The sequence below is a fragment of the Planctomycetia bacterium genome, assembly GCA_015075745.1.
Taxonomy (GTDB): Bacteria; Planctomycetota; Phycisphaerae; order UBA1845; family UTPLA1; genus UTPLA1.
The window spans coordinates 1,296,188-1,320,932 of the sequence record JABTTW010000001.1; the positions used below are offsets into that span (position 1 = coordinate 1,296,188).

Sequence of the window (24,745 nt, forward strand, 5' to 3'; positions counted from 1 at the left end):
GTAGGTGAGGAGAGGTTGCCGCGAGCGGCACCGAACGAACAAAATTCCTTGCTTTCTCGGGTGAGGCTTCTTTTCTCGGCTCGCTCGCCATCGTTTGGCTGATTCACATAGTACCTCATTTGCCGTGTTCCAGTCAAGACCTATCGGCCCTAAAATCGACATCCAATAGCCACTGTCCGGCTATTTCGACCGGTAAAAAATGCACGTGCATTCCCATAAATGAGGGCAGCACTTGCGCGAAGAGTGGCTCGGGAGGGCAAAGCTCAAGTCCGCATGGAGCGGGCTTATTCGGAGCAAACCCTACGACCGGAAAAATTGGACCCGCCAGTACTCAAAGGGTCCATTGGTGCGGAGGCCGTGAAAAATGAAGGTCGACCGAAACAGTGACCGACCGGCGAATTGCCGTATGGTCACAGTCCGATAGCATGGGGTGAACGTGAACCATCCGATCTCACTTCCCGCTTTGACACCCCGCTCGATGGAGGAAATCTCCGCCGTCGCGCGCGTTGTGCAGGCGAATCTCGTCGCGCTTCGCGTGGCATGGTGCAAGCGCGCCGGCGTCTCGCCTGAGACCCACGACATCAAGACCCCCCCGCCGGGTCCCGTTCGCCGTTGTCGCGAGTTGCTCATCCCGCGCGAGGTCATCGCGTCGTATGACGATCAGGACATCCAGCTACGTCTCCGCCAGGTGTGGGGCGAGTTTTGCGCGTTGTGCTGGTTGTTCCCTTTCGTCGATCCTCAGGACCCAATTGATTTCGATGCGCTCAAGCCGGAGCAAACGCTTCGTTGCCTCGGAGAAGTGGGCAGCAAGCTATCTGAAGTGCAGACCGGGCTATGGCGGCTTCGCCATGAGCAGCGGCTTCGCTTCGACCCGACCGCACCGGCCGACCCGGCGTTCCAGCGCGACCATTCGCTGGCCCTTTCCCAGTCGATGACCGTTTTCGGCCGGCACATCTCGGTCTGCGAGAACTTTGAGATATTGACCTGCGCCTGCGAATATGCGGGGATGCTGGCCGCCCTGCGCTGGGCGACCGACGATCGCTGGGCCTGGGAGGGGCCGGGGATCATGGATGTCGCCTTGCCGATTCGGCCGTAACTTATGACGATATAGGGATTAATGGCTGATTGACCAACGATCCGAGCCTGGTTTTTTCAGGACGCGTTTTTGGCAGGCTTCGGGGAATATCAGACCCAAACGAATCTTCCGCAACCGGATATCTGATAGAACATAGGACTTTAATAGAGTTGTTGCGCCTTGGGGATGGTCGGCGAGTACTTGTGGCGTGAACAGCGCCTGCGATCATGACCCTGGGGCGAGCTTTCTAGACTGGATAAGGCGTGAACCTCGGCGACATTCTCATCGAAAGAAAGGCGATCAGCGCGGAACAACTTAAGTCCGCGAACGATCAGTGCGGGCCCACCGACCGGCTCGATCGGGTGCTCGTGCGCCTCGGCTATTGCACCGAGACCGCCGTGCTCGGGGCCCTCGGCGAGCTTTATCACTTCGACGTGGTCGATCTGACCAGCGGCGACGTGCAGGTCAACGTCGAACTTCTCCGCAAGATGCCGTCGAAGCTGGTCCATCGGGCCAAGCTCATCCCGCTGGACCGCGAGAACGGCTCGCTCCGCGTCGCCACGCCGGACCCCTTCCAGATTTACGCCTTCGACGAGCTGCGCATGCTCTGCGGTCTCGAAGTAAGGCCGGTCCTCGCCAAAGAGAGCGAGATCAACGAGATCATCAAGAAGCACTTCGGCGTCGGCGGCGATACGGTCAGTCAGCTCATCGACGAAGACGGCCTGGAGGTGGTCAGCGATGTCGGCGAGAGTGCCGGAGACCTGGCACAGATGGCCGCGGACGCCAGCGTCATCAAGCTGGTCAACGAAATCCTCCTTGAAGCCATCAACGAGCGGGCCAGTGACGTCCACATCGAGCCGTATGAGCAGGACCTGAAGATTCGCTATCGCGTGGACGGCATTTTGCGTAATACGAATGTCCCGCCGCAGATTCGCCAGCTCCAGGCGGCCATCATCAGCCGCATCAAGATTCTCTCGAACCTCAACATCGCCGAGCGGCGCGTCCCGCAGGACGGCAGCTTCAAGATCAAGGTGCACGGGCGCGAGATCGACCTTCGCGTCAGTATCATCCCGATGGTCTTCGGCGAAGGCGTGGTCATGCGTATCCTCGACAAGCAGTCGATTCTGCTTTCGCTCGAGGACATCGGCTTCGACCCGGAAATGCTCCAAATCTACCAGCACGTGATCAGCCAGCCGCACGGGATTTTGCTCGTCACCGGCCCCACCGGTTCGGGAAAGACGACCACGCTGTACGCTTCGCTCAACAAGATCATTTCCGATGAGATCAAATGTCTCACCGTCGAGGATCCGGTGGAATATCATCTCGAAGGGATCAACCAGGTCGGCGTGAATCTCAAGGCGGGGCTCACCTTCGCAAAGGGCATGCGAGCCTTCCTTCGTCACGATCCCGACGTCATCATGGTCGGTGAAATTCGAGACCTGGAGACGGCCGAAACGGCGGTGCAGGCGTCGCTCACCGGCCACCTGGTGCTATCCACGTTGCACACCAACGACGCTCCCAGCGCCACGACGCGACTATTGGACATGGGCGTCGAGCCGTTCCTTGTGGCCAGCAGCGTGGAGGCCGTACTCGCCCAGCGACTTGTCCGATCCATCTGCAAACATTGCAGAGAGGAGTACACACCGGAAAAAGTCGATGTGCCGCCGGACTTCAACTGGCAGGGCGAAAAGCTCTTTCGCGGCCGCGGCTGCCGCGAATGCCGGAGTTCCGGCTATGCCGGCCGAAAGGGCGTCTTCGAGCTGATGGTGCTCAACGACGAACTGCGGGAACTCGTCCTCCAGCGGGCCTCTTCCGGCAAGATTAAGAAGGCGGCGATCTCCAACGGAATGATCACACTCCGGGACGACGGCTGGCTGAAAGTCCGCAAGGGGCTCACCACGATCAGTGAAGTCGTGCAAGCGACCAAGGGGTAGCCAGTGGCTTCGCGTTTTTCTTGAGCCTGAGCTTCTTCGAATATCCGAAAGCGACTTAGTTCGGCGTATTGGGATCAGCCACCGTGCGATCGCGGACGATGACCCATTGCCCTTCGATCTGGCGCATGTGCAGGTAGAACCGGCCCGACTTGACGCCGTCTGAGAGTTCGAGCCGGTACACGCCGGAGACCTCGGCCGTGTCAGGCGTCGGCCGCGCGACCGTCAGCCGCGAGAAGCTGAGCTTTCCCATCTGTTCGGGCGTCGCATAGCGCGACTTGTAGCGATCGAGGGTCGCCTGCCAGCCGTGCGTATCGCCGTCGGGCGTGGAGAAGACCAGGTTGTCCGACTTCCAGTAGCCCTTCATGAAGCCGTCGATGTCGCCGACATTCCAGGCCGCCTGCTGCGACTCCAGGACGCTTGTAATTTCCGCGTAGTCGGGAGACCGGCAGCCGGAGGCGCAGGCCGCAAGCGACGAGAGCACGACAACAAACTTTCCTGACCATCGCGTGTTCAAAATGGGGCAACCTCTCTGTCGGCCTCGCGAATCCCGCATCGTCGGATCGCCGCTCTGGATGCGCACATGAACAGGCAATCAGACCCGCGAGGAAGCGGAGTTAACCTACGGTAACTCAAAGCGCGCCAAAAGAAAAAGGCCGGCCGCATCGCAGTTGGATGCAGGCTCGGCCTTGATGAGTCGTGAATGAAGAGGCGACTTACCGGCGCGTGAAATTGCCGGCCTGAATCGGTGTGCCGGGCTTGCACAAGCCGCCTGTCGGTGTGCCGCAATCGCGTCGCAGTTGCAACTTGGGCGGGCCGCCGAAGATGCCGGGCAGGCCGCCTTGTCCGACGCCGAAATCGCCGCCAGTCACGTGGCGAATCTGCGTCGAAGTCTGAAGCACGCCGGTCAGGTTATTTCCACTCTGGGGATTTGTATTCAAATCCGTGGTGGTCAGGCCATCGCGCTGGGAGGGACCGCCCATGAAGCCGGGTGTGTTGCTGCCCACCGGCAGGAGGAATCCGACGCCGCCGTGGTTGTTCAAGAGAGTGAACAACTGGTCGACGCCCTTGAGACCGTAGATGTCGTTGACCATGACCTCGCGATCAAACTGCACGTTATCGATCGCTCGGATCATCTGGTGTGTGATCCACTGGCCGGGCGTCAGGAAACGCGAATTCATCCGGCTGCTGCCGAATGCGCCGGACTGGTTGATGATGCCCTGCACGAGTCCGCGACCGTTGGCGGTCAGGAACATCTTGAAGCGGCCGTCGGCCTGCACTTCAAAGCCAAAGATGTCGGTGCCTTTTTTACTCAGGGTCGCGGTCGGCGCTTCGATCTCCATGTCGCTGCGCGATGTGCCCTCGGCCACGCCGGCCTTGATCGCGCCGTATTGAATCTGGATGCGCGAATGGGCGGCCCCGTCGATCATGGCCAGCTCACCGACGTTGATGAGTGTCATTTGCTCAATGAGGATGACTGTGGGTGGATCGGCCGGGCGTGCGACCATCTTGATGCGGCTGCGCGTGGGCACGCGCAACTGCTGGCCGGCGCTGATCGTTTGTCCTTTGGTAACCGGGGTCCAGCCTTCCTTCAATTGTGCATCCGTGCCGGTCGGCGAGACGGCGACCTTGCCGCCGACCTCGACGACTTCGTACACAAGCTCACCGGTCTTGACCGCGGGCTGCGAAGCCGCGCCGTCGCCGGCCTGCCCCATCACGATCGAAGGATCAAAAAATCCTGCTGTCAGGCAGAGTGCGGCCGCTGCCAGAAAGTGCTTTGTCATATCGCGTAGCCCTCGCTCGTCCTAGCGCCGCGGTCGGTTTTCGCGTCCGCGGCAAATCCAGCCGGAAATCCGGCTTCTTTCCGGTCCACTCCAAAAAATACGATATCATGCGGCCCTCGGCCAACGCATTTTCCCCCGCTCGATCAATTTGGGGCCTATGGCGATCCTAAACCGCTTGCAATATAGCCACTTATGCCTAATTCGGCGAAGGCGGCACGATCAACTCGCCGTGCTCATCGCGGTCGCCCTCGTCGGTCAGGTCGATGTTTTCGGACTCGTAGAGCCCCTTCTCCATCATCAAGGCGTCCGCCTTTCGCATCAGTCCGTGCAGGTCCGCCCCGGTTACGTACTGGTAGTCAATCATCTCGTCCACCATCCCTCGGTAGATCAGCTCGCGTATCGCGTATCGCCGATCACCCAGACCCCAGGAACCAAACAGGGTTGCGTTCACGCCTCCGGAAATCTTGCATATCCGGCAAACCATGAAAGCCAACGAGCCGGCGTCGATCACGTTCTCCGCCTGGAGATTCCACGCCGCCCTGGCGATTCCGCGCGATTCCAGTTTCTCCTTCCGTTCGGCAAATCCCTGCGATGTATCCTCGCCGTCCGCGAGAATCAGCATGGCCCGATACGCCTCATCGACGGTGATGAGCGGAGCCCGGGCAAGGTACACCTGGAATCCCTGATCATCCAGTTCGGCCGGGTTCACCTCGGGTTCGCTCTGCCGTGGTTGCGCGCAGCCGCAAACGAGAGCCGAGACACTAAGGATCATTGCGAGGAAAAAAACGCGAGGACGGAAGCACCCGATTATAGGCGCCGCCCAGACCCTGAAGTCCAATGATTCCATTAGAACGACCATGTCACGCCCGTGAGGAGAAACGTCCGTGTCGTTTGATCGGAAAATGCCGAGCCAGGAAAGAAGGTCCCGAAACGGACTGTCCACGATAAGTCACTGAAAATACGATAGTTGGCGTAATAGTCCATTTCCCATCCGAGGTAGCCGGAACGCTCATCGGCCAGGACGTCGCTGACCGCCGCGACGCTCTTATTCTTGTAATAGAGATAGTAATCCGCCCCTAATTCGAGCTCTTTGGCCGCTTCAACGTCGGGCAGCGGGCGGAAGGCGCCGCCCAGTCTCCAGATGTGGATGTTCGAGAGTCGCGGGGCAAAAGAAAGGCCCGTATCGCGGAAGCCGAATCCGGAAAAGCTTCGATCGACGTAGTCGTTTCGGTTGCCGCCCTCGGCATTGGTCGGGCTGCCGAGGCGATTGGAGTCACCGCTGGCAAACATGTACTCCGCCGACAGCACCGGCTTGGTCTTGTGTCTGAAGTAGTAGTCCAGCTTCTGATCGAAGGCCCAGGCCTTGATCTCGTCGGTGTAAAGGAAACGTCGGTCACCAAAGCTTGAGCCGCGTTCTATGACCCACTCCGTGCCGTAGCGCAGATTGTCAATCAACTCACCGGTCGATCCCCAGCCGATATAGGCCGAGTTGTAGTCGTAATTCTGAAGAAATCTCGGCGGGTCTTCGCTGGTGCTGTCGTTCTGCCATGCGACGTATGCGAACGGCTCGTGCTTGTCCCAGCCCTTGTAGCGCTCCTCGATGATCCAGAAGTCTCGATCGCTGTGATCGGCGACGGGCCTGCTGCGATCGATATTCGGCGTGCTGGAGGGCGTGCGGCCGTAGATGAAAGTGGTCTCAAAGTGCGCCACTTCGCCCTTCACCTGGACATGGTCCAGCGGCAGACTGATAGCGTAGCCCGTTCCGGCATTGACCAGATCGCGCCCGACTTTCACCTTGAACTCGTAAGGCGCCTGGTTCAGTTCATAGAGGCGCAGGGCCTTGGCGAAGTCGAACTCGTACCATCCGCGCTCGAGATTGAACCCGTCGAGGTCATCTTCGTTTCGCGTGAAGCTGTCCCCGGCGTTCCAATCCAGATAGGTGCCGCGCCCGCGAACGTAGCCGGTATGAATGCCGCGATCGGCGCTCAGCGACGCCCACAGGCGAAGCTCGTATTGTCGGAGCGTTCGGCTGCTGTTGAATCCGTCATCGAACAGGAAAAAGTAATTGTTGAACCAACCGCCGTAATCGACCCGAAGCCGCTGCGAAACGGGCAGTTCGCGCTGCACCTTCGCATCGTTTTCGCGCGTCAGTGCCCGCTGTCTTTCCAGGAATGCATTGGAGGGGCCGGAATCCAGGGCCATCTGGCCCAGCGAGGTCGTGCCGAAACCGTGCAACACAATCGTCGCACAGGCGAGAGTTAAGGCTGTTCGACGACGGTGCAAAACCCTGCCTGCCTCCGTGACTCAGTGCCTCGGGTAAACCGTTTGCCGGGCCCACACATCCCGTTCGCGCCGGCAAGCCCGGCACAGACTCAACTCGGCATCGTTGTCACTCTGCGTCGATTCCGCAAGACCACCAGATAGCGAACTACCTGATGCGTCGATATCGTCACCCGTTGACCTTGTGCTACAAAGCACTTGCGCTCGACCGCCTCGGTGGTGGCACCGCGGAAGCGATAGGGTGCCCCAATCAAAGCATTGTTCCCGACGCCCCGACCATGACCCTCAGCGTTTAGAAGTCCTCGGCGGTATGCGTTCTCAGTGCTGATATTCCGGTCTTCGGGGACAGATGCCATGTGCTGATCGGAGGCCGCGGCAACCGTGCCGCCGTCATCCTCACCGGGAGACGAACAGCGGCGGGCCACTTTCGGGCGCAGCGACTCCGACACTCGACGGATCGGGTGTGCGGCGAACCTTTCTGCTACAATTGCCGCTCTTGCGCCTCGGTCAGCCGGCGGTACGGTTGGCGGCCGGAGCCGGACTGTGTTCCCGAGTTCGAGAATTCGTAAGCGGAGACGACCCGATGATGCGTGCATGGCGGTTTGCGTTCCTTTCGGTGCTTTTGACTCCCACGATCCTGTGGGCTGGTGATGAAATCCTCCCGTCCGACGCCGGTCTTCCGGTTGTCGATTGGAAGGAAGCCCCGAAATATATGGACAAGGAGGTCATTGTTCAGGGGCGTATCGTTCAGGGTCGCAACATCGGTCGGATCACGTTCTTGAATTTCGACAGCGCCCGCACCTTCACGGCTGTCGTGCATAAGGAGAATTACAAGAACTTCACCAAGCCTGCCGAACAGGTGTACCCCGGAAAATTGGTGCGTATCCGCGGCATCATCAGCGCCTACCAGGGCAAGCCGCAGATCGACGTCTCCAGGCCCGAGCAGGTGACGATCCTCGAAAAGGAACTGCCGCTTCGGGAGGCCCCGACGCACAAGGCCGGCGAGTTCAACGGGACGGTCACCGTAGCGACGTTCAATGTGCTCAATCTTTTCGATGAATACGACGACCCCTATCACGCCGACGAAGGAACGCCGGCCAAGCCGAAGGCGGAACTGGAGCGTCTCGCGGCAACGATCCGCAAGGTGAATGCCGACGTGATCGCCCTCGAAGAGATTGAAAACAGGGGCTATTTGGAGCGTTTTAATGCCGCCATGCTCGCCGATCTCGGCTATCAGCACGTGGTCTGTTTTGACAGCAACGATCGGCGGGGAATCGACTGCGCCATCTTGTCACGGCTGCCCGTCGGGCCGGTGACGTCGTATCGCCACCTGCAATTCAGCGACGGCTCCGGCGGACAAATGTCCTTCAGCCGCGACCTGCTTCGGGCCCGCATTGAGCCGCCGGACTGCAAGGCATTCGATCTTTTCGTGATTCACTACAAGAGCAAGCGGGGCGGCGCGGCGCAGACGGAAAAGGCCCGGGTCGCGGAATGCACGAAGACACGGGAGATTTTCGACGAGATTCTCAAGGATGATCCGAAGGCGATGTTCCTGATCTGCGGCGATTTCAACGACACCTTCGACAGCAAGCCGCTGAAGGTGCTGCGTGGTGCCGGCGCTACGGCACTGGTTGATTTCACGAAGGAACTGCCCGAAAAAGCCAGCAGCTATAACCGCATGCGGAACGACAGCGTGATTGATTTCATCCTCGCCTCGCCGGCCATGGCAAAGACTCACGTCGTCGGTTCCTACAAGATCATTCCCGGAACCGTCGAGACCGCCGGCTCGGATCACAACCCGGTCGTGACGCAGTTCAAGCTCCGGTGACAATTTTTTGGGGGTCATCGACCGATTTTGCGATTTTTTTCACGAGGAATTCTTCCTTTTCAAATTGGCCGCGCGGGGCCAGAACGGAGGCGTTTTGCGCCCGTTCCCCAGGTTGGATGCTGCGATCGCAAAAAGCCTCTCATCTGCAACTTCATACTCTTCATAAGATTAGACTTCGGCAAGACTTGACCAATGGGCGGAAGATACTGCCGACCGGGCCGGTTCGGGGTGCCTCACTTTCGCTCGGCGGGTCCGGTAACAGGGTAGATTCCCGCTTCACGATGCTGAAAACCTATTGACAGGGAAAAGCACGTCTAGCTAAACTCCGCCCTCTGCATCGGGCGATATTGCCTGATAAGCCTCGTCCTTTAGGCGCGGCAAGGCCGAGGCCCTTGCAGGTTGGTCGGGATTCGTTCCCACCGGTCAACTCTGAGATGGGCCTCAAATGTGGAAGTCACCGAATCAACGGGAACACAGTAAGAAGTGAGGAATTGCTATGACGTTGGATCTTCTCATTGGTGCGTTGATCGGTCTCATCGACCTCAACCCGCTCCTCGACCTGATCTTCACGCCGCTCTCCTGGGCGCTGCTCTTCTTCCGCGGCTAAGCCGGGAACGAGCTGATCTGGTCTGAATGAATTAGAAAGGGGGCCCGTGTGCGGCTCCTTAACTGGAACGTCCTTTTTTTAAGGAAGGATAGACATGACGATTGATCTTTTGATTGGTGCGTTGATTGGTCTCATCGACCTCAATCCCCTGCTCGACCTGATCTTGACCCCGCTCTCCTGGGCGCTGTTGTTCTTCCGCGGCTAAATCAACCGCGTTTGAACGGAACCTAAGGAATTAGGTTCTCAAGATCGTTGCGACGGGTTTGGGTGTACCTGCATCTTGCAGGGCGCCTGCTTCGAGGTGGCCCATCGCGATTAGGACGGGACGTGCCCGCTACACCACGATACGGGCTCTTGATGGGCATGGCTCGTGTCACCTCGAATCGCCCCGGTCGTCTCTGACGGTCAGGGCATGACAATCTGCTTCTGCTAGCAGTTGCAGGACCTGCACGTGAAATCGCGTTCAGGTCCTGTTCTTTTTTTACCGCCCTGCGTTTGCTACCCCCCCCTTTCGATTCCCCCTCTTTCTCGCCTCCCCCGGCTCATGTTCTTCTACTCCTGCCGTCCTGCTCGCCTTCCGGGGGTGTTTCGTGCGGCGCCCTTTTTGAACTGGCGGCGGCGGCGGTATAATCGCATGCGACATCGCGGCGGCCCTTGCACGCTGCGAACCACTCTTAGGATTGATCGCGCTATGGCTAAGAAAGTCGAAGTACCCGAAGGTCTTTGGATGCGCTGCGACGGCTGCGCGAAGATGATCTTCAAGAAAGTGCTTGAAGAGAAGCTTCGGGTTTGTCCGGAGTGCAGCTACCACTATCGGGTGGACGCCCGGACACGGGTTCAGCAGCTTGTCGATCCGGAGACGTTTGAAGAGACGAATCCCTCGCTTGTATCCACGAACCCGCTGGGCTGGTCGGACAGCACGGCCTATCCGACGCGCCTGGCCAATGCCCGGGAGAAGACCGGCCTGTCCGAGGCGGTGCTGACGGGTCGGGCCTATATCAAGGGCCGGGCCGTCGTGCTGGCGGTGATGGACCCGTTCTTTGTTATGGGCTCGATGGGTTCGGTGGTGGGCGAGAAGATCACGGCGGCGATCGAGCTGGGGACGGACGAGTCGCTCCCGGTGATTATCGTGACCTGTTCGGGCGGGGCGCGGATGCAGGAGGGGCTGGTGAGCCTCATGCAGATGGCCAAGACCTCCGCGGCCATTGCCCGGCACGATGACGCCGGCGGGCTCTATATCACTGTGATGACCGACCCGACGACGGCGGGCGTCGCGGCCAGCTTTGCCTTTCTGGGGGACGTCCTGATCGCGGAACCGAAGGCCATGATCGGCTTTGCCGGGCCGCGGGTTATCTGGAACACGGTCAAGGCCGAGCTTCCGGAAGGATTTCAGACGGCCGAGTTCATGCTTGAGCACGGCTACGTCGATCGGATCGTCGATCGGGTCAATCTGCGGACGGAGATTGCCCGAATCATCGACTACTGCGGCAAATAACGGACAATATCCCGCGATTTTACTTCGGACCTGGTGAATCCCGACAAACTCCACCGAGGCACGATGAGTCGCTATAATTGATTGCGACGGGATGGGTCCCGGCAAACCGGCGAGCCCCCGAGCCTGATTCATCCCGACACGCGAGCGCACACCCGAAGGAGACCTCCCATGAGACTCGCAACGACAAGACGGTATCCAATCTCCGCGTGGGCTTCGCTCTTCGCTGTCGCGGCGGCCTTGATCATCGCCAACGCATGTTCCGCGCAGATGACGGGCGGCGGTGGAGGCGGCGGGGGCCGGGGCGGCGGACCGCGCGACCCAGGCGGCGACACGTCTGACGATCGAGCAACCGGTTCGGCATCGGGCTGGATCATGAAATACACCGGACCCAAGAAGGGGGACCCCGAGGATGTGCTTGCCTATTTTACGGTGAAGCCGGCGACGGGGCGACCGGTGAAGCTGCTGGTGCTTCGCGACGACCCGGTGATGATTGAGCTGGGTGACCGAAAGGACTTTGAACCTGAGGAGTACGCAGACGTCCTGATCAAGGGGCTTTACTGCAAGTGCACCTGGAAGGTGACGGATCGGAAGAAGAACCCCGACGACAAGAAGACGAAGAAAATAAACGTGCTCTCGCGGGTGACCTTTGACAGCCTGGAAGTGACGGGGAAACTGGAGGAGATTGGCGACGATCTCGTGGTGATCAAGGGCAAGCCGATCAACGATCACCCCTGGCCCGACGCGCCGCCGAAGAAGGACAGCCCTCGAGGCGACAAGGGCAATGTCAAACCCAAGGTGAGCAACAAGAAGCTGAAGCTCCGGGTCTTTGACGATGTGACGAAGTACAAGGACTCGGCCAATCAGGCGATTGAACCGGCCGACTTCGAGCTGAAGCAGGACGTCACCGCAATGGTGGTCTACGGCCGGAGGGGCGGGATCGTCATCGATCTGAAATCGCCGATCAAGAAGGAAGGCCACGACGACGGCGGCGACGATCGGGACGGCCGCGGCGGCGGCAAGCCGGGCATGTAGCTTCAAGTTCTTTTCTTCAACTTCCATTAAATTCACTCTGCCGGAAGGTCCGCGCGCAAAAATTGCTTCGCGCGGAGGGCGGATTGAAGGGGGAAACGTCGAAACGTCGAAACGGTGCGCGGCGGCGGGGTTGCGTGGGGGCATTCGAGAGGGTCCAGGTGAATGCAGAGGCGGCGGTGCTGATTGGGTCGGCGCTTGGCGTTGAATGCAATTGGGGTCCGGATTTTCTGGTACCGCTTGCTGACGCGCGCGGCTCGGATCGGGGGGCGGCGGCGTTCGCGTAAGTCTTGTGAAATCGAAGGTGACATAAGGCGCGGAAAGGAGCCGAGGGGTCGAGGGCGAATGCAAAGGGGATGACACAGGGCGATGCGAGGGCCGATGGTGGGCCATCGCCAAACGGCAAGCCGCTTCGTTGATCGCGCGTAACTGCTTCAAAATGGAAGGTGACATATAGTGACACACGCGATTTTTTTCGCTGGCAAGTGTTGTGGCGGGCTTGTGTTGTGGCGGGCTTGTGTTGGGATGGAGCGCGGTTTGGGTGATTTTTGGCGAAAAGGACCTGAGACCTGGGGCCTGAGGCTTGAGGCGCGGCGGTGATGGAAATTTGCCGGGCCGGGTGGGCGCGGGATGGGGTCCGAGGGTGGCAGGCGCAAGAGTGGGATTGATGGCAGACATCTCATAGTTGATATTTGCTCCGTGTGCGCGCGGGACTGACTTCTCATTCCCTTCCGATCAACGTAACAAATCCATTTGCTCCGTGTGCGCGCGGGGCTGACTTCTCATTCCCTGCCGATCAACGGAACAAATCTATTTGCTCCGTGTGCGCGCGGGGCTGACGGGTTTGGCGCAAGCCGGGCTGAGGCCGGCGGGGGAGAGGGAAAAAGAACGGGTGGGTGTGGGCTCTTCATCGCCAGTTGAAACTGGCGGCAAACGCTGTTCGGCTGAAGCCGACCTTTTGGAAGGTGACACGGAGGGAACAGGGGCTTGGGTTGCGAGGAGCTTTGCAATCCCGCACCTGGCTCATGCGATTCATCACGCGATCGGGCCTCTTTGTTTCTCGCGGCTTGCTGACGGCTGAAAGGGATTCACCCTCCGGCCGTTTGATCGTAGGATACCCACCGATTGGCCGAATGTCGTCTCGCGCTTATCTGTCCAAACGGCGATCAACGGACGATTCGGTGCAAATCCGCGTTGCATAGGGATTTGCGAGGGCGACGTATTGCCCGGGGTGGTCGGGATCGCGCGTCCTCGCCACCCACTAGGGGTGGCGCTACAGAGGAGCCGCACGAGGATACGTGGCCCCGCGTGTCGGTGCGGGCGTGGTGGTGGGCAGAGCCCACCCTACTTGTGAGGCGAAGAGAAGCAAACTCATACTTGGAGGTAGATACGTGATTTCTCGATTCCTGCGGATTCATCTTGCCGTTCTTGCCCTTGCAACGAGTGTCGCCGTGGCGGCACCGACGGATGCGCATCGTCCGCACGCCGGGATGCTGCGCTTCCCGGATGTGAGCGCGACGCACATCGTCTTTGCCTATGCGAACGATCTGTGGATTGTGTCGCGCGAGGGCGGTCTTGCGCTTCCGCTGGCAGGTCCTCCGGGGCAGGAGCTTGCGCCGAAGTTCAGCCCGGACGGGAAGACAATTGCGTTCGTGGGTAATTACGAGGGCAATCGTGATCTGTACACGCTGCCGACGGGCGGCGGCGTATCGCAGCGCGTGACGTATCACCCGTCGACAGAGCAGCTTTGCGACTGGACGCCGGACGGCGGGCTTTTGTACATGACGAGCGGCTTCGCGGGATTGCCTCGGCAGCAGCAGCTTTACACCGTGCCGGTGACGGGCGGATTGCCGACGCAGGTGCCTGTGCCGTATGGGGCGAATGGAGCGATCAGTGACGACGGCACGTGGCTGGCTTACACGCCGCACAGCCGGGACTTTCGCACGTGGAAGCGATATCGCGGCGGCATGGCGACGGATGTGTGGCTGTTTAATCTGAAGACGAACGAGTCGAAGAAGATCACGAACTGGGAGGGCACCGATACGCTGCCGATGTGGCACGGGAAGACGGTGTATTACCTCTCGGACGCGGGGGCGGAGCATCGGCTGAACATCTGGTCGTACGACACGACGAGCGGCAAGACCGAGCAGGTCACGAAGATCGCCGACTATGACGTGAAGTGGCCATCGATGGGGCCGGGGGCGAACGGGCAGGGGGAGATTGTCTATCAGAAGGGGGCGGAGCTTTTCCTGCTCGACCTTGGGACGAAGGCGAGCAAGGCGGTCACGGTGGATATTCCCGGCGATCGTCCGAAGCTGCGACCGAAGCAGGTGGATGCGGGAGATTTCGTGGGGTCGTGGAACATCTCTTCCACGGGGAAGCGGGCAGTGCTGGAGGCGCGCGGCGATATCTGGACGGTGCCCGCGAAGGAGGGTGCGCCGCGACGACTGACGCGGACGAGCGGTATTGCGGAGCGCGACGCCATCTGGAGCCCCGACGGGAAGCAGATCGCGTATCTGTCGGATGAGACGGGCGAGTACGACGTGTATGTGCGGTCGGCGGACGGCAAGGGCGAGTCGCGGCGGGTGACGGCGGACGGCAATTGCTATCGGTATATGGATGGCTGGTCGCCGGATTCGAAGTACGTCACGTTCGCGGACAAGACGGGCGCGCTTTATCTCTGCACGATGGAGAGCGGGGCGACGAAGCTGATTGACAAGGACCCGTGGACGAATCGGCTGGGCGCGGCGTGGTCGCACGATTCGCGGTGGATTGCGTATTCGCGGACGGGAGATAATCAGCAGGGGGCGATCTGGCTTTACAACGTCGAGACGGGCGAGAAGCATCAGGTCACGAGCGGGATGTTCAACGACAAGTCGCCGGCGTTCGATCGCAAGGGCGAGTTTCTTTACTTTGCGAGCAATCGTGAGTTTTCGTCGCCTATTTATGAAGATCTGGGCAACTCCTGGGTTTATGCGGAGATGGATCGGCTGCACGCCGTGCCGCTGCGGAAAGATGTGAAGTCTCCGCTGGCGCCGAAGAGCGATGAGGAGAAGCCGGAGGAAAAGGACGGCAAGGACAAGAAGGACGGCGACGAGAAGGACGGCGATAAAGCGGATGAGAAGAAGGACGCCGAGGAAGATGGCGAGGAAAAGGGCAAGGATGACGAGAAGGACGGAGAGAAGGATAAGGACAAGAAGAAGGACGACAAGCCGGTGGTCATCGACCTCGACGGCTTTGAGGCGCGGGCGTTTCAATTGCCGGTGGAGCGCGGGAACTTCGGCGGATTGTCGGTGAATGACAAGGGGCAGTTGATGTACATTCGATCGGGCGCGCGCGGGCGGCCGGATTCGAAGGCGTCGCTGCGGCTCTTCGACATGAACGACGAGAAGGCGGACAAGAAAGAGGAGAAGACGGTCGCCTCGGATGTTCGCGGATACGGCATCAGCGCCGACGGGAAGAAGCTGATCGTGCGCAAGGAGGGCAAGTCGTTTTACATCGTCGATGCGGCGGCGGATCAGAAGCTGGAGAAGGGCGTGCCGATGGCGGGGATGGGGATCGACGTCGATCCGCGCGAGGAGTGGCGACAGATCTTCAACGAGGCGTGGCGACTGCATCGCGACTTCTTTTATGTGGCAAACATGCACGGGGTGGACTGGCCGGCGGTGCGCAAGCAATACGAGGTGATGCTGGCCGATTGCTCGTCGCGCGAGGGCCTGACGTACATCATTGGGGAGATGATTTCCGAGCTTAACGTCGGGCATGCGTACGTGCGCGGCTCGGGTGATGGCGAGAAGGAGCCGAGCGTCGCCGTGGGCCTGTTGGGCTGCGACTACGCTCTGGAGAACGGGGCTTACCGGATCACGAAGATTTACGAGGGCGCGCCGTGGGACAGCGATGCGCGGAGTCCGCTCAAGCAGCCGGGCAGCGTTGTGAATGAGGGAGACTATCTGCTGGCGGTGAACGGCGTGCCGGTGGATGAGGCGCGCGATCCGTGGTCGGCGCTGGAGGGGATGGCGGGCTTGAACGTGACGCTGACGGTGAGCGAGAACGCGACGCTGGATGACAAGGCGCGCGAGGTGGTCGTGAAGCCGGAGGGCAGCGAGGCGGGGCTGCGGTATCGGGCGTGGATCGAGAAGAATCGGGCCTATGTGGCCGAGAAGACCGACGGGCGGGTCGGTTACATCTATGTGCCGAATACCGGTGTCGACGGTCAGAACGATCTGGTGCGTCAGTTTTACGGGCAGGTCGATCGCAAGGCGCTGATCATCGACGAGCGGTGGAACGGCGGCGGGCAGATACCGACGCGGTTCATCGAGCTGCTCAATCGTCCGAACACGAACTACTGGGCGCGGCGCGACGGCAACGACTGGCCGTGGCCGCCGGATGCGCAGCAAGGGCCCAAGTGCATGCTGATCAACGGGCTGGCGGGCAGCGGCGGCGACATGTTCCCGTGGCTGTTCCGGTTTAACAAGATGGGCAAGCTGATCGGCATGCGCACGTGGGGCGGGCTGGTCGGCATCAGCGGCAATCCGTCGTTTGTCGATGGCGGTGACACGAATGTGCCGACGTTTGGGTTTTACGAGAATGACGGGACGTGGGGCGTAGAGGGTCACGGCGTCGACCCGGACATCGAGGTGATCGACGATCCGGGCAAGATGGCTGGGGGGAAGGATGTCCAACTGGACGCGGCGATCTCGCACATGCTGGAAGAGCTGGAGCGGAATCCGTATACGCCGCCGAAGCGGCCGCAGGCGCCGGATCGCAGCGGGATGGGGCTGAAAAGGGAAGATCAATAGCAAAGACTGAATGGAGCTATTCAGGCGGCCGGAGCGTGCATGGGAACGGCGTCTGTTTTTCGTGGAGGAGATGCTCACAACAAGGCTCCCGTATAGCATCTAAAGTTGATAAAAGTGTCCTGGTTTGGACTCTCGATCGGTTAAGCGGGTACAATAGGCATCGTCATGTGGATGCAATTGATCTTGACGTGGTCGGTCATTCTGTATCCGCCGCTGGTGCAGCGGGCGGTTGACGCACATCTGCGCGCCGCGGGCGAGGCGAGTGAGACCGATTATTGTTGCTGCGTTTCTGTTGAGCCAGACTCGGGCTGCTGTGTTTTTATCTGCGTGGGTGCTGCGTGCGACGGGATGCTTGCCTGCGCGCCGACGCCCGTGGCTCCGACAGGTCCGAATCCGCATTCACACCTTCAGGTCGCCGGGGCGAACGAGAAACGGCCGCAGGCCGAGCCGACGCCCGTTGTTCGGTTGATCGCACATCTCGTCGAATCGGAGCGGCCGTGCTTCAATCGTGCGGCATCGACGCCGATTCGCGCGTCGGGCTTGTCCATCCAGTCGATTCTTTGTGTCTGGCTGAATTGATTCACACCCCAGCGCCCGTGCTGCGCGCGCGACGCTCAGATCGAATCCAACGATTGAACTGAGGTCATGCCGCCATCAGGGGCGGGCAACGATGCTGCGCATCCCGTTTACCTGCTCTGCGCCGACGCTCGCGGAATGCGGCGTCGGCCGGAGTTTCGATGTAATTTGAATTAGATAGACAGAATTGATTTGGAGAATAGTCATGAACTGGAAGAATCTGTTTGTGTTCGCGATCATCGGGATCGTCATGATCGGCGCGACGTTTACCATCTCGACGGCCTCCGGCGGCGTTAACAAGTCGATGCCGGGTTGCATTGGGGATGACGCGTCATGCAAAGCGACCTGTGACTCGGAGCAGGCATGCAAGGTGGCGGCCTGTGATGCAGACGCCTGCGCGCAATGCGAATGCTGCGAGTCGTGCGAGGACAGCGAATGCTGCGTGTCCTGCGAGGACTGCGAATGCTGCGAAGACTGTGAAGAGGACTGCTGCGTTGTCGTGTGCTGCGACGGGGAGGATCTTCCCGCCTGCTGCGGCGATGATGATCCGGATGCCTAGTCAGAGTTGGTAGTTCTTCCCGGTCGGGCCGTCCTTCAATAGGGGCGGCCCGACCATTTTTTTTGGCGTCGTTGACGCGAGGTCTATCGACGCGACGCGCTGAAGCAGGTCAGGGCCATGAGCTGGAAGCCGATGCCGGCGAGGAGGCGGATGGTGGCGGTGGTGGCGGCGGCGGCGAGGGTTTCGGGGGTGGCGTCGATCCAGGCGAAGAGGCCCCAGCCGATCGAGCAGAGGGCGAAGGCCTGGGCGACGGCGCCGGCGAGTCGGGCGATGGAGAAGTCTTCGTGCTGCTGCTCACGACGGAGCATGCGGATTTCTTCGAGGATGGATTCGAGATGTACGTCACGCTCGGGCGTTGAGTCGCCGTGAAGCGGGCCGGGGCGCATTGATGGGGTCGTTGTCGGTCGCTCTGCTGGCCCTGCATCGTTCATCGATTAACTCCTCCTGTCGCCGGTTCATGAGACCGATCCGCAAAGCGAAAGAATCACGTCCTGAGCGAGAAGGACAATACTATCTCGACGGCGGAGGGCAAGTCCGGCGCGACATGATCGACTTCGTGGGCCTTTGAATCGGCCCTGCCGATGAGAATCGTCCGGCAGCCCGCCGCGCGGCCGGCCTGGATGTCGCGGGCGGAGTCGCCGATCATCCACGATCGACTCAGATCGATTTTCAAATCCTTTGCCGCCGCGAGGAGCATTCCGGGCCTGGGCTTGCGGAGGTCGCTGTCACGGCGGTACTTCTCGACGATGGCCTCGTCGCCGGGCAGGTAGGGGCAGTGGTAGATGGCGTCGAGGGCCGTTCCTTCGGCTTTGAGCAATTCCATCAGGCGAACATGAACGGCCGACAACTGGGACTCGGTGATGCGGCCGCGGGCGAGGCCGGATTGATTGGTGACGACCACGGCGAGGTAGCCGGCAGCGCGGAGTTTCGAGATCGCCTGGCCGACGCCGGGGAGGAGGAAGACCTGTGACGGGTCGTTGATGTAGCCGGGGTCATCGATGAGGGTGTGATCGCGATCGAGGAAGACAGAGGGGCGATGGGAGTCGTGATGGCTGGGTTGGGCCGTGTTGGAGGTCATGGATTGTTGCGCCTGATTCTAATGGGCCTGGGCGTCAGCGTATCGGCGGCTTCTAAATGGTCCACCCATGGCAGGATTTACCGCAAGGAATGGTGGGCAGCCGCGTTTTTTACTAGGATAGGTCATTCACACTGCCCCGGCCCCCGATTTGGGTCATGCTTTTGTGCCTGAGGTCTCCGCCCGATGGTCCGACTGCCGCAATATGAAGACTCCGCCGTGCCTGCGAAGCCCACGGAGGTGGGGAGCTATTTCGTGGCGAATTATCCTCCGTTTTCGGTGTGGCAGCCGGAGCAGGTATCCGAGGCGATTTCGGCCCTGAACACGCCGAGCGAGCCGGACAGGCCGCTTGGACTGTACCTGCACATTCCGTTTTGCCGGAAGCGGTGCAAGTTCTGTTATTTTCGCGTGTATATCGACAAGAACGCCGACGAGGTGGACGCCTATACCGATGCCCTGGGGCGGGAGATCGGGCTCTATGCCGAACGGGCGGGTCTGGCGGACCGGCAGTTTGAGTTCGTCTATTTCGGCGGTGGGACGCCGTCTTTCCTTTCCAACGAGCAGCTTCGCCGGCTCATCGAGAAGATTCGGCGGCACTGGAACTGGGACGCGGCGCGGGAAGTCACCTTTGAATGCGAGCCGGGCACGCTCAAGGAGAGCAAGCTGGCGGTGATCCGCGAGATCGGGGTCACGCGGCTGTCACTGGGCGTGGAGCACTTTGACGACGAGGTGCTGGAGACCAACGGCCGAGCCCATAAGTCTCCGGAGATTTTCAGGGCCTACGACTGGGCGCGGAACACGGGCTTCGCCCAGATCAACATCGACCTGATCGCCGGGATGGTGGGAGACACCGACGCCAAGTGGACAGCCACTGTTGAGAAGGCGGTGGCCCTCGATCCGGACAGCGTGACGATTTACCAGATGGAGCTTCCGTTCAATGCGGTCTTTTCGCGTGAGGCGCTGACGGCCGGCGGCTCCACGCCGGTCGCGGACTGGGAGACGAAGCGTCGCTGGGTGGATGAGGCCTTCCGCCGATTTGAGGCAGCGGGCTACGAGGTATCCAGCGCTTACACGCTGGTGAAGAAGTCGCGGCATGCGGGATTCATCTATCGAGATTCGCTGTGGCACGGCGCGGACATGGTCGGCACCGGCGTTGCCTCGTTTTCGCATTTCGGCGGGGTTCATTACCAGAATGCCGATCAGTGGGCCGACTACATCGGGGCGATCGACCGCGGTGAGCTGCCGATTTCGCGGGCGCTGCGTGTGACGGACGAATCGCTGATGATTCGGGAGCTGATCCTGCAACTGAAGACCGGCCAGGTCGATTCGGCATATTTTTTGAGCAAGTTCGGCGTTAAGATCATGGACCGATTCCGCGAAGCGATCGCCGGGCTTCGCCGGGACGGCTTTCTACATGAGGCCAACGGCGAACTTCGCCTCAATCGTCAGGGCATTCTCCGCGTCGATGCCCTGTTGCCCAGATTTTTTGAAGACGCCTATCGGGATATTCGCTACACATGAGTTCACCACAACAGCTTCACGCTCAGACCGATCCGCAGGCCGCGTTATACGAGTTTTGCTCCCAGTTTCTCGGGAAAGACGTCGATTTATCCGGGGCAACGGTCGTTACGTCGGCGGAGATGCCCCGCGTGTATCGCCGCCTGCTGGTCCACAACGAACACATGACCGAGACGCTGCGCGCTCATCACGGCGAGGACGTGCGACTGAATGTCATCAGGGTTGAGTCCACGCCGCCGATCTACCGCCGCTACATCAGCCTGTTCCTGCCGGAGGGCGATCGGGTGATCGAGTTGGGGATGATGAAGATCGACCTTCGCTACGCGACACAGGACGTCCGGCAAAAGATCGTGGCCCAATCGGCGCCGCTTGGGGAGCTATTGGTCAAGGCGAAGGTGATGCGGCGCATCGAGCCGAAGTGGTACTACCGGTTCGATCGATCCTGCAAGTTTCTGGACGACTTTGGCGACGATCAGATGACCGAGGCTTATGGGAGACTGGCCACGATTTTCTGTGATAATGCACCAGCGATCGAGTTGCTGGAGGTGGTGACGGATCGATGGATTCGGGAAGCCTGAGCAACCATTACGACGTTATCATCATCGGCGGCGGCCCATCCGGGACGACGGTCGCCACGATCCTCGCGGGCCACGGCCGTCGTGTGCTCGTGCTGGAGCGCGGCAAATTTCCGCGCCATCACATCGGCGAATCGCTGATTCCCTACACCTACTGGACCCTCAAGCGCATCGGCATGCTCGAAAAGATGAAGGCCTCGGACTTCACGATCAAGGAGAGCGTGCAGTTCGTCAGCCCGAGCGGGAAGGACTCGTCGCCCTTCTTCTTTTCCGACTGGGACGCCGACGAGTGGACGCGCACCTGGCAGGTGGATCGGGCCCGATTCGATCAGATGATGCTCGATAATGCCCGGGAGCATGGGGCGCAGGTTGTCGAACAGGCGAGTGTCCGCGAGGTGCTCTTCGAGGGCGATCGTGCGGTGGGGGTGAGCGTCGTCATCGGGGGGCAGAGTCGTGAGATTCGGGCGGCGGTTGTGGTCGATGCCTCGGGACAGTCGAGCATCATCGCTCGCAAGCTGAAGCTGCGCTACGGCGATGAGAAGCTCAAGAACGCCGTCATCTATTCGTATTACAAGAATGCGCTGCGCGATGAAGGTCGAAACGCCGGCGCGACGCTGGTGATCGCCCTGCCGGAGTCGGGCGGCTGGTTCTGGTTTATTCCGCTGGCCGGCGGCATCACCAGTGTCGGCGTGGTTGCACCGCCGAACTATCTGTATAGCGGTCGCGGGGACGATCCGGCCGCCATCCTCGACGAGGAAATCGCCAAATGCACGGGCCTGGCGCGGCGCATGGAGCATGCCGAGCGGACGGCACAGATTTATACGACGTCGGATTTTTCCTACCGCTCAAAGCGCTGCGCCGGAGACGGCTGGGTGCTGGTGGGCGACGCCTTCGGATTTCTGGATCCGCTTTATTCTTCCGGCGTGATGCTGGCCCTCAAGAGCGGCGAACTGGCGGCGGACGCGGTGCATGAGGCCCTGACGGCCGGCGATACTTCCGCGGCGCGGCTTGGCAGGTTCGGCGGGCATGTCGCCGAAGGGATGCAGCGCATCCGCATGCTGGTCTATGCCTATTACGATCCCAAATTCCGCATGGGGGCGTTCGTACGGGAGTTTCCGCAGTTCAAGGAGCACATCACGCGCATCCTCATCGGTGACGTATTCAACGATGAGGTGGCCGAAGTCTTCAGCGCGATGAAGGGGCGCATCGACCTTCCCGAGGCGATCCGGGTGGAAGAGGGCGCAGCAGCCGGATGAGACGCGTCGTCATCGGACTGGTCGTGCTGCTACTCGTCGCTCATCAGGACTACTGGGCCTGGGATCGCATTCAACCGCTGGCCTTCGGCATCGTTCCCATCGGGCTGATGTGGCATGTCTGCATTTCGATCGGGGCGGCGATTGTCTGGGCCCTTGCGGTGACATACTGCTGGCCCGCTGACGTGGACGAGCAGGCCGCGGAGGGGATGCCGCCGACGAGGGATACCGGCGGATGATTCTCGCTGCGCTGAACAACGGGCAAGTTGTGGTCGCCGTGATCGTTGCGTACCTCGCGCTGCTGCTGGGCCTCGGGGTTGTCAGCAATCGGTTTTTCAGGGGGACGGCCGCCGATTATTTTCTCGCGTCGCGCGGGATCGGGTCGTTTCTGCTGCTGATGTCGCTTTTCGGCACGACGATGACGGCGTTTGCCCTTGTGGGTTCCACCGGGCAGGCATTCAAGGACGGCATCGGGGTTTACGGGCTGATGGCTTCGTCGTCGGGGATTGTCCACTCGATGTGCTTTTTTCTGGTGGGGATCAGGCTTTGGTCGTTCGGCAAGCGATTCGGCTACACCACGCAGATCCAGTTTTTCCGCGATCGATTTGAGTCCGACAAGCTGGGGCTGGTGCTGTTTCCGATTCTCGTCGGGTTGATCGTGCCGTATCTGCTCATCGGTGTGATCGGGGCCGGGGCGACGATAGAACGGGTGACGGAGGGGGCGTTTCCGACGGTGTTCCCCGCCCACGGCGTCGGCGCGGCGGCGGTGCAGGCGGGAGCGATTCCGTTCTGGATCGGCGCGGGCGTTGTTTGCTGCGTGGTGCTGATCTATGTGTTCTTCGGCGGCGTGCGCGGCACGGCCTGGGCGAACACTTTTCAGACGCTCGTTTTCATCATTCTCGGTCTGGTGTGCTTTCTGGCGGTGGCCGATCGCTTTGGCGGGATGCGCAGTGCCACCGCGATGGTGGCCGAGCGGAATCCGGAGAAGCTCAGCCGGACGGTCGCGGAGGATGGGCCGCAGGTGCGCTATCGCGTGGACAAGGCGCTGTTTGAGAAAAAGCTTGCCGCGTGGGAGGCCGTGCCGGAGTTTGAGCGCGGCGCCAAGCCCATACCGCCCAAGTCGCCCGTCACGATGAGCCGGGTCTATTTCCTTTCGTATCTGCTGATCCCGCTTTCCATTGGGATGTTCCCGCACATTTTTCAGCATTGGCTGACGGCGAAGTCCGCGAAGTCTTTTCGGCTGGCGGTGGTGGCGCACCCGATATTGATTTTGCTGGTGTGGCTGCCGTGCATTCTGATGGGGGTGTGGGCGACGTCGGCGATGATCGACGGTCAGCCGGCGATTCCCTACGGGTTTGCCAATCCGAACGCCGTGCTGGGGAAGCTGGTGGCCGATCTGCATAGTAATCTGTTACCGGGTTTGCTGACGGCGGGGATTCTGGCGGCGATCATGTCATCGCTGGATTCGCAGTTTCTCTGTCTGGGGAGCATCTTCACCAATGACATCGTTGCGCACTACATCGGCCGCGACCGGTTGACGGATCGCCAGCGCGTTATCACGGGGCGCATCTTTGTGGTGATCGTCGTGGTGGTGAGCTATCTATTGGCGCTGACGCGGCCCGGCGGCGTGTTTACGCTGGGCATCTGGTGCTTCGCGGGCTTTGCGGGGTTGTTCCCGCTGGTGATTGCGGCGCTGTATTGGCGGCGGGTGACGAAGGCGGGGGCTTATGCCGCCATCCTGACGACGGGGGCAACGTGGTTTGGGTTGTTTCGCGCATCGGGCTGGGCGGGCGATGACGACTACATGTACATGGGGGTCCCTCCGGTGGCGATCGTCGTCGGCGCATCGGCGCTGGCGCTGGTGGTTGTGTCGGTTTTGACGAGAGCGCCGACGGCGGCGACGATTGAACGATTCTTCGGAAGGACGGCAGATGCTCGCTGAGTTCAAGATGACGCGCCGGGTACAGTTTGTGGACACCGACACCGCCGGCGTCATGCATTTTTCGAATTACCTCCGCTGGATGGAGGAGATCGAGCACGCCTGGTTCCGGTCGCTGGGGATGAGCGTGATCCAGCCGCACGCCGTGGGGACGGTGAGCTGGCCGCGCATCATGGTGAGCTGCGAGTATTTCGCCCCTGCGCGATTCGAGGACGTGCTGGAGCTTCATCTCGAATTGATGTCGCTGAGCCACAAGTCGATAACCTATGAAGTCACCTTTTACAAAGATGGGATCAAGGCGGCCCGCGGCCGCATGAAGGCGGTCTGCTGTCGAACATTCGAGGGTGGACGATTTGAGTCCATCACCATTCCCGCGGACATTCGCGAACGGATGCTTAAGAGCCCGCAGTGAGCCTCGTTCG

At 60.6% G+C, this 24,745-nt stretch carries 20 protein-coding genes; 14 read left to right on the plus strand and 6 right to left on the minus strand.

Annotated features, from left to right (window positions below):
• Positions 1 to 430 precede the first annotated feature (430 nt).
• The gene (locus HS101_05095) at positions 431 to 1,096 is read left to right on the plus strand and encodes a hypothetical protein (protein MBE7505647.1); all 666 of its coding nucleotides are present in this window, start codon (positions 431 to 433) and stop codon (positions 1,094 to 1,096) included.
• Positions 1,097 to 1,338: 242 nt separating this feature from the next.
• A complete protein-coding gene (gene gspE / locus HS101_05100; protein ID MBE7505648.1) occupies positions 1,339 to 3,009 on the plus strand; it encodes a type II secretion system ATPase GspE in 1,671 nt (556 codons plus the stop codon).
• 55 nt (positions 3,010 to 3,064) lie between these two features.
• On the opposite strand, the gene HS101_05105 is transcribed toward gspE, so the two are convergent.
• The 4 genes from HS101_05105 to HS101_05120 all read right to left on the minus strand — a co-directional run bounded on the left by HS101_05105 (position 3,065) and on the right by HS101_05120 (position 7,073).
• The gene (locus HS101_05105; protein ID MBE7505649.1) at positions 3,065 to 3,490 is read right to left on the minus strand and encodes a nuclear transport factor 2 family protein; all 426 of its coding nucleotides are present in this window, start codon (positions 3,488 to 3,490) and stop codon (positions 3,065 to 3,067) included.
• Positions 3,491 to 3,722: 232 nt separating this feature from the next.
• A complete protein-coding gene (locus tag HS101_05110; GenBank protein MBE7505650.1) occupies positions 3,723 to 4,790 on the minus strand; it encodes a hypothetical protein in 1,068 nt (355 codons plus the stop codon).
• A 196-nt stretch (positions 4,791 to 4,986) separates the two neighbouring features.
• The gene (locus HS101_05115) at positions 4,987 to 5,499 is read right to left on the minus strand and encodes a hypothetical protein (protein MBE7505651.1); all 513 of its coding nucleotides are present in this window, start codon (positions 5,497 to 5,499) and stop codon (positions 4,987 to 4,989) included.
• Positions 5,500 to 5,636: 137 nt separating this feature from the next.
• A complete protein-coding gene (locus HS101_05120) occupies positions 5,637 to 7,073 on the minus strand; it encodes an alginate export family protein (protein MBE7505652.1) in 1,437 nt (478 codons plus the stop codon).
• Between the two features lie 580 nt (positions 7,074 to 7,653).
• Between HS101_05120 and HS101_05125 the strand changes: the two genes are divergently transcribed.
• From HS101_05125 to HS101_05150, 6 genes are all read left to right on the plus strand, one after another.
• Entirely contained in the window at positions 7,654 to 8,898 is a 1,245-nt protein-coding gene (locus HS101_05125; protein MBE7505653.1) for an endonuclease/exonuclease/phosphatase family protein, read from the plus strand.
• A gap of 1,241 nt (positions 8,899 to 10,139) precedes the next feature.
• Complete coding sequence (locus tag HS101_05130; GenBank protein MBE7505654.1) at positions 10,140 to 11,000, plus strand: acetyl-CoA carboxylase carboxyltransferase subunit beta; 861 nt, start codon at positions 10,140 to 10,142, stop codon at positions 10,998 to 11,000.
• 168 nt (positions 11,001 to 11,168) lie between these two features.
• Entirely contained in the window at positions 11,169 to 12,032 is an 864-nt protein-coding gene (locus HS101_05135) for a hypothetical protein (protein MBE7505655.1), read from the plus strand.
• A 1,388-nt stretch (positions 12,033 to 13,420) separates the two neighbouring features.
• Entirely contained in the window at positions 13,421 to 16,828 is a 3,408-nt protein-coding gene (locus HS101_05140; protein MBE7505656.1) for a PD40 domain-containing protein, read from the plus strand.
• Between the two features lie 171 nt (positions 16,829 to 16,999).
• A complete protein-coding gene (locus HS101_05145) occupies positions 17,000 to 17,407 on the plus strand; it encodes a hypothetical protein (protein MBE7505657.1) in 408 nt (135 codons plus the stop codon).
• A 202-nt stretch (positions 17,408 to 17,609) separates the two neighbouring features.
• A complete protein-coding gene (locus tag HS101_05150) occupies positions 17,610 to 17,963 on the plus strand; it encodes a hypothetical protein (protein MBE7505658.1) in 354 nt (117 codons plus the stop codon).
• 83 nt (positions 17,964 to 18,046) lie between these two features.
• On the opposite strand, the gene HS101_05155 is transcribed toward HS101_05150, so the two are convergent.
• Together HS101_05155 and HS101_05160 are read right to left on the minus strand one after the other, a co-directional pair.
• A complete protein-coding gene (locus tag HS101_05155) occupies positions 18,047 to 18,394 on the minus strand; it encodes a hypothetical protein (GenBank protein ID MBE7505659.1) in 348 nt (115 codons plus the stop codon).
• A 53-nt stretch (positions 18,395 to 18,447) separates the two neighbouring features.
• Entirely contained in the window at positions 18,448 to 19,041 is a 594-nt protein-coding gene (locus HS101_05160; GenBank protein ID MBE7505660.1) for an HAD family hydrolase, read from the minus strand.
• Between the two features lie 183 nt (positions 19,042 to 19,224).
• On the opposite strand from HS101_05160, the gene HS101_05165 reads away from it, so the two are divergent.
• Genes HS101_05165 through HS101_05190 form a run of 6 tightly spaced genes read left to right on the plus strand, consistent with a single transcriptional unit; the run spans position 19,225 to position 24,735 of the window.
• Positions 19,225 to 20,559: a coproporphyrinogen III oxidase family protein gene (locus tag HS101_05165; GenBank protein ID MBE7505661.1), complete on the plus strand. Its 1,335-nt coding sequence runs from the start codon at positions 19,225 to 19,227 to the stop codon at positions 20,557 to 20,559.
• Complete coding sequence (locus HS101_05170; protein ID MBE7505662.1) at positions 20,556 to 21,134, plus strand: hypothetical protein; 579 nt, start codon at positions 20,556 to 20,558, stop codon at positions 21,132 to 21,134. Before HS101_05165 ends, HS101_05170 begins: the two co-directional genes overlap by 4 nt.
• Positions 21,116 to 22,387, plus strand: a complete 1,272-nt coding sequence (locus HS101_05175; protein ID MBE7505663.1) for a tryptophan 7-halogenase — start codon at positions 21,116 to 21,118, stop codon at positions 22,385 to 22,387. Before HS101_05170 ends, HS101_05175 begins: the two co-directional genes overlap by 19 nt.
• Entirely contained in the window at positions 22,384 to 22,623 is a 240-nt protein-coding gene (locus HS101_05180; GenBank protein MBE7505664.1) for a hypothetical protein, read from the plus strand. Before HS101_05175 ends, HS101_05180 begins: the two co-directional genes overlap by 4 nt.
• Positions 22,620 to 24,326, plus strand: coding sequence for a sodium:solute symporter family protein (locus tag HS101_05185; GenBank protein ID MBE7505665.1), 1,707 nt, complete (start codon positions 22,620 to 22,622; stop codon positions 24,324 to 24,326). Before HS101_05180 ends, HS101_05185 begins: the two co-directional genes overlap by 4 nt.
• A complete protein-coding gene (locus HS101_05190; GenBank protein MBE7505666.1) occupies positions 24,316 to 24,735 on the plus strand; it encodes an acyl-CoA thioesterase in 420 nt (139 codons plus the stop codon). The genes HS101_05185 and HS101_05190 overlap by 11 nt, the downstream gene beginning before the upstream one ends.
• Positions 24,736 to 24,745: the final 10 nt, after the last annotated feature.

Coding starts and splice junctions, on each gene's coding strand:
- HS101_05170 (MBE7505662.1), top strand. CDS start 20,556: ATGAGTTCACCACAACAGCTTCACGCTCAGACCGATCCGCAGGCCGCG.
- HS101_05190 (MBE7505666.1), top strand. CDS start 24,316: ATGCTCGCTGAGTTCAAGATGACGCGCCGGGTACAGTTTGTGGACACC.
- HS101_05150 (MBE7505658.1), top strand. CDS start 17,610: ATGAACTGGAAGAATCTGTTTGTGTTCGCGATCATCGGGATCGTCATG.
- HS101_05175 (MBE7505663.1), top strand. CDS start 21,116: ATGGATTCGGGAAGCCTGAGCAACCATTACGACGTTATCATCATCGGC.
- HS101_05145 (MBE7505657.1), top strand. CDS start 17,000: ATGCAATTGATCTTGACGTGGTCGGTCATTCTGTATCCGCCGCTGGTG.
- HS101_05130 (MBE7505654.1), top strand. CDS start 10,140: ATGCGACATCGCGGCGGCCCTTGCACGCTGCGAACCACTCTTAGGATT.
- HS101_05125 (MBE7505653.1), top strand. CDS start 7,654: ATGATGCGTGCATGGCGGTTTGCGTTCCTTTCGGTGCTTTTGACTCCC.
- HS101_05160 (MBE7505660.1), bottom strand. CDS start 19,041: ATGACCTCCAACACGGCCCAACCCAGCCATCACGACTCCCATCGCCCC.
- HS101_05185 (MBE7505665.1), top strand. CDS start 22,620: ATGATTCTCGCTGCGCTGAACAACGGGCAAGTTGTGGTCGCCGTGATC.
- HS101_05155 (MBE7505659.1), bottom strand. CDS start 18,394: ATGAACGATGCAGGGCCAGCAGAGCGACCGACAACGACCCCATCAATG.
- HS101_05110 (MBE7505650.1), bottom strand. CDS start 4,790: ATGACAAAGCACTTTCTGGCAGCGGCCGCACTCTGCCTGACAGCAGGA.
- HS101_05165 (MBE7505661.1), top strand. CDS start 19,225: ATGGTCCGACTGCCGCAATATGAAGACTCCGCCGTGCCTGCGAAGCCC.
- HS101_05135 (MBE7505655.1), top strand. CDS start 11,169: ATGAGACTCGCAACGACAAGACGGTATCCAATCTCCGCGTGGGCTTCG.
- HS101_05180 (MBE7505664.1), top strand. CDS start 22,384: ATGAGACGCGTCGTCATCGGACTGGTCGTGCTGCTACTCGTCGCTCAT.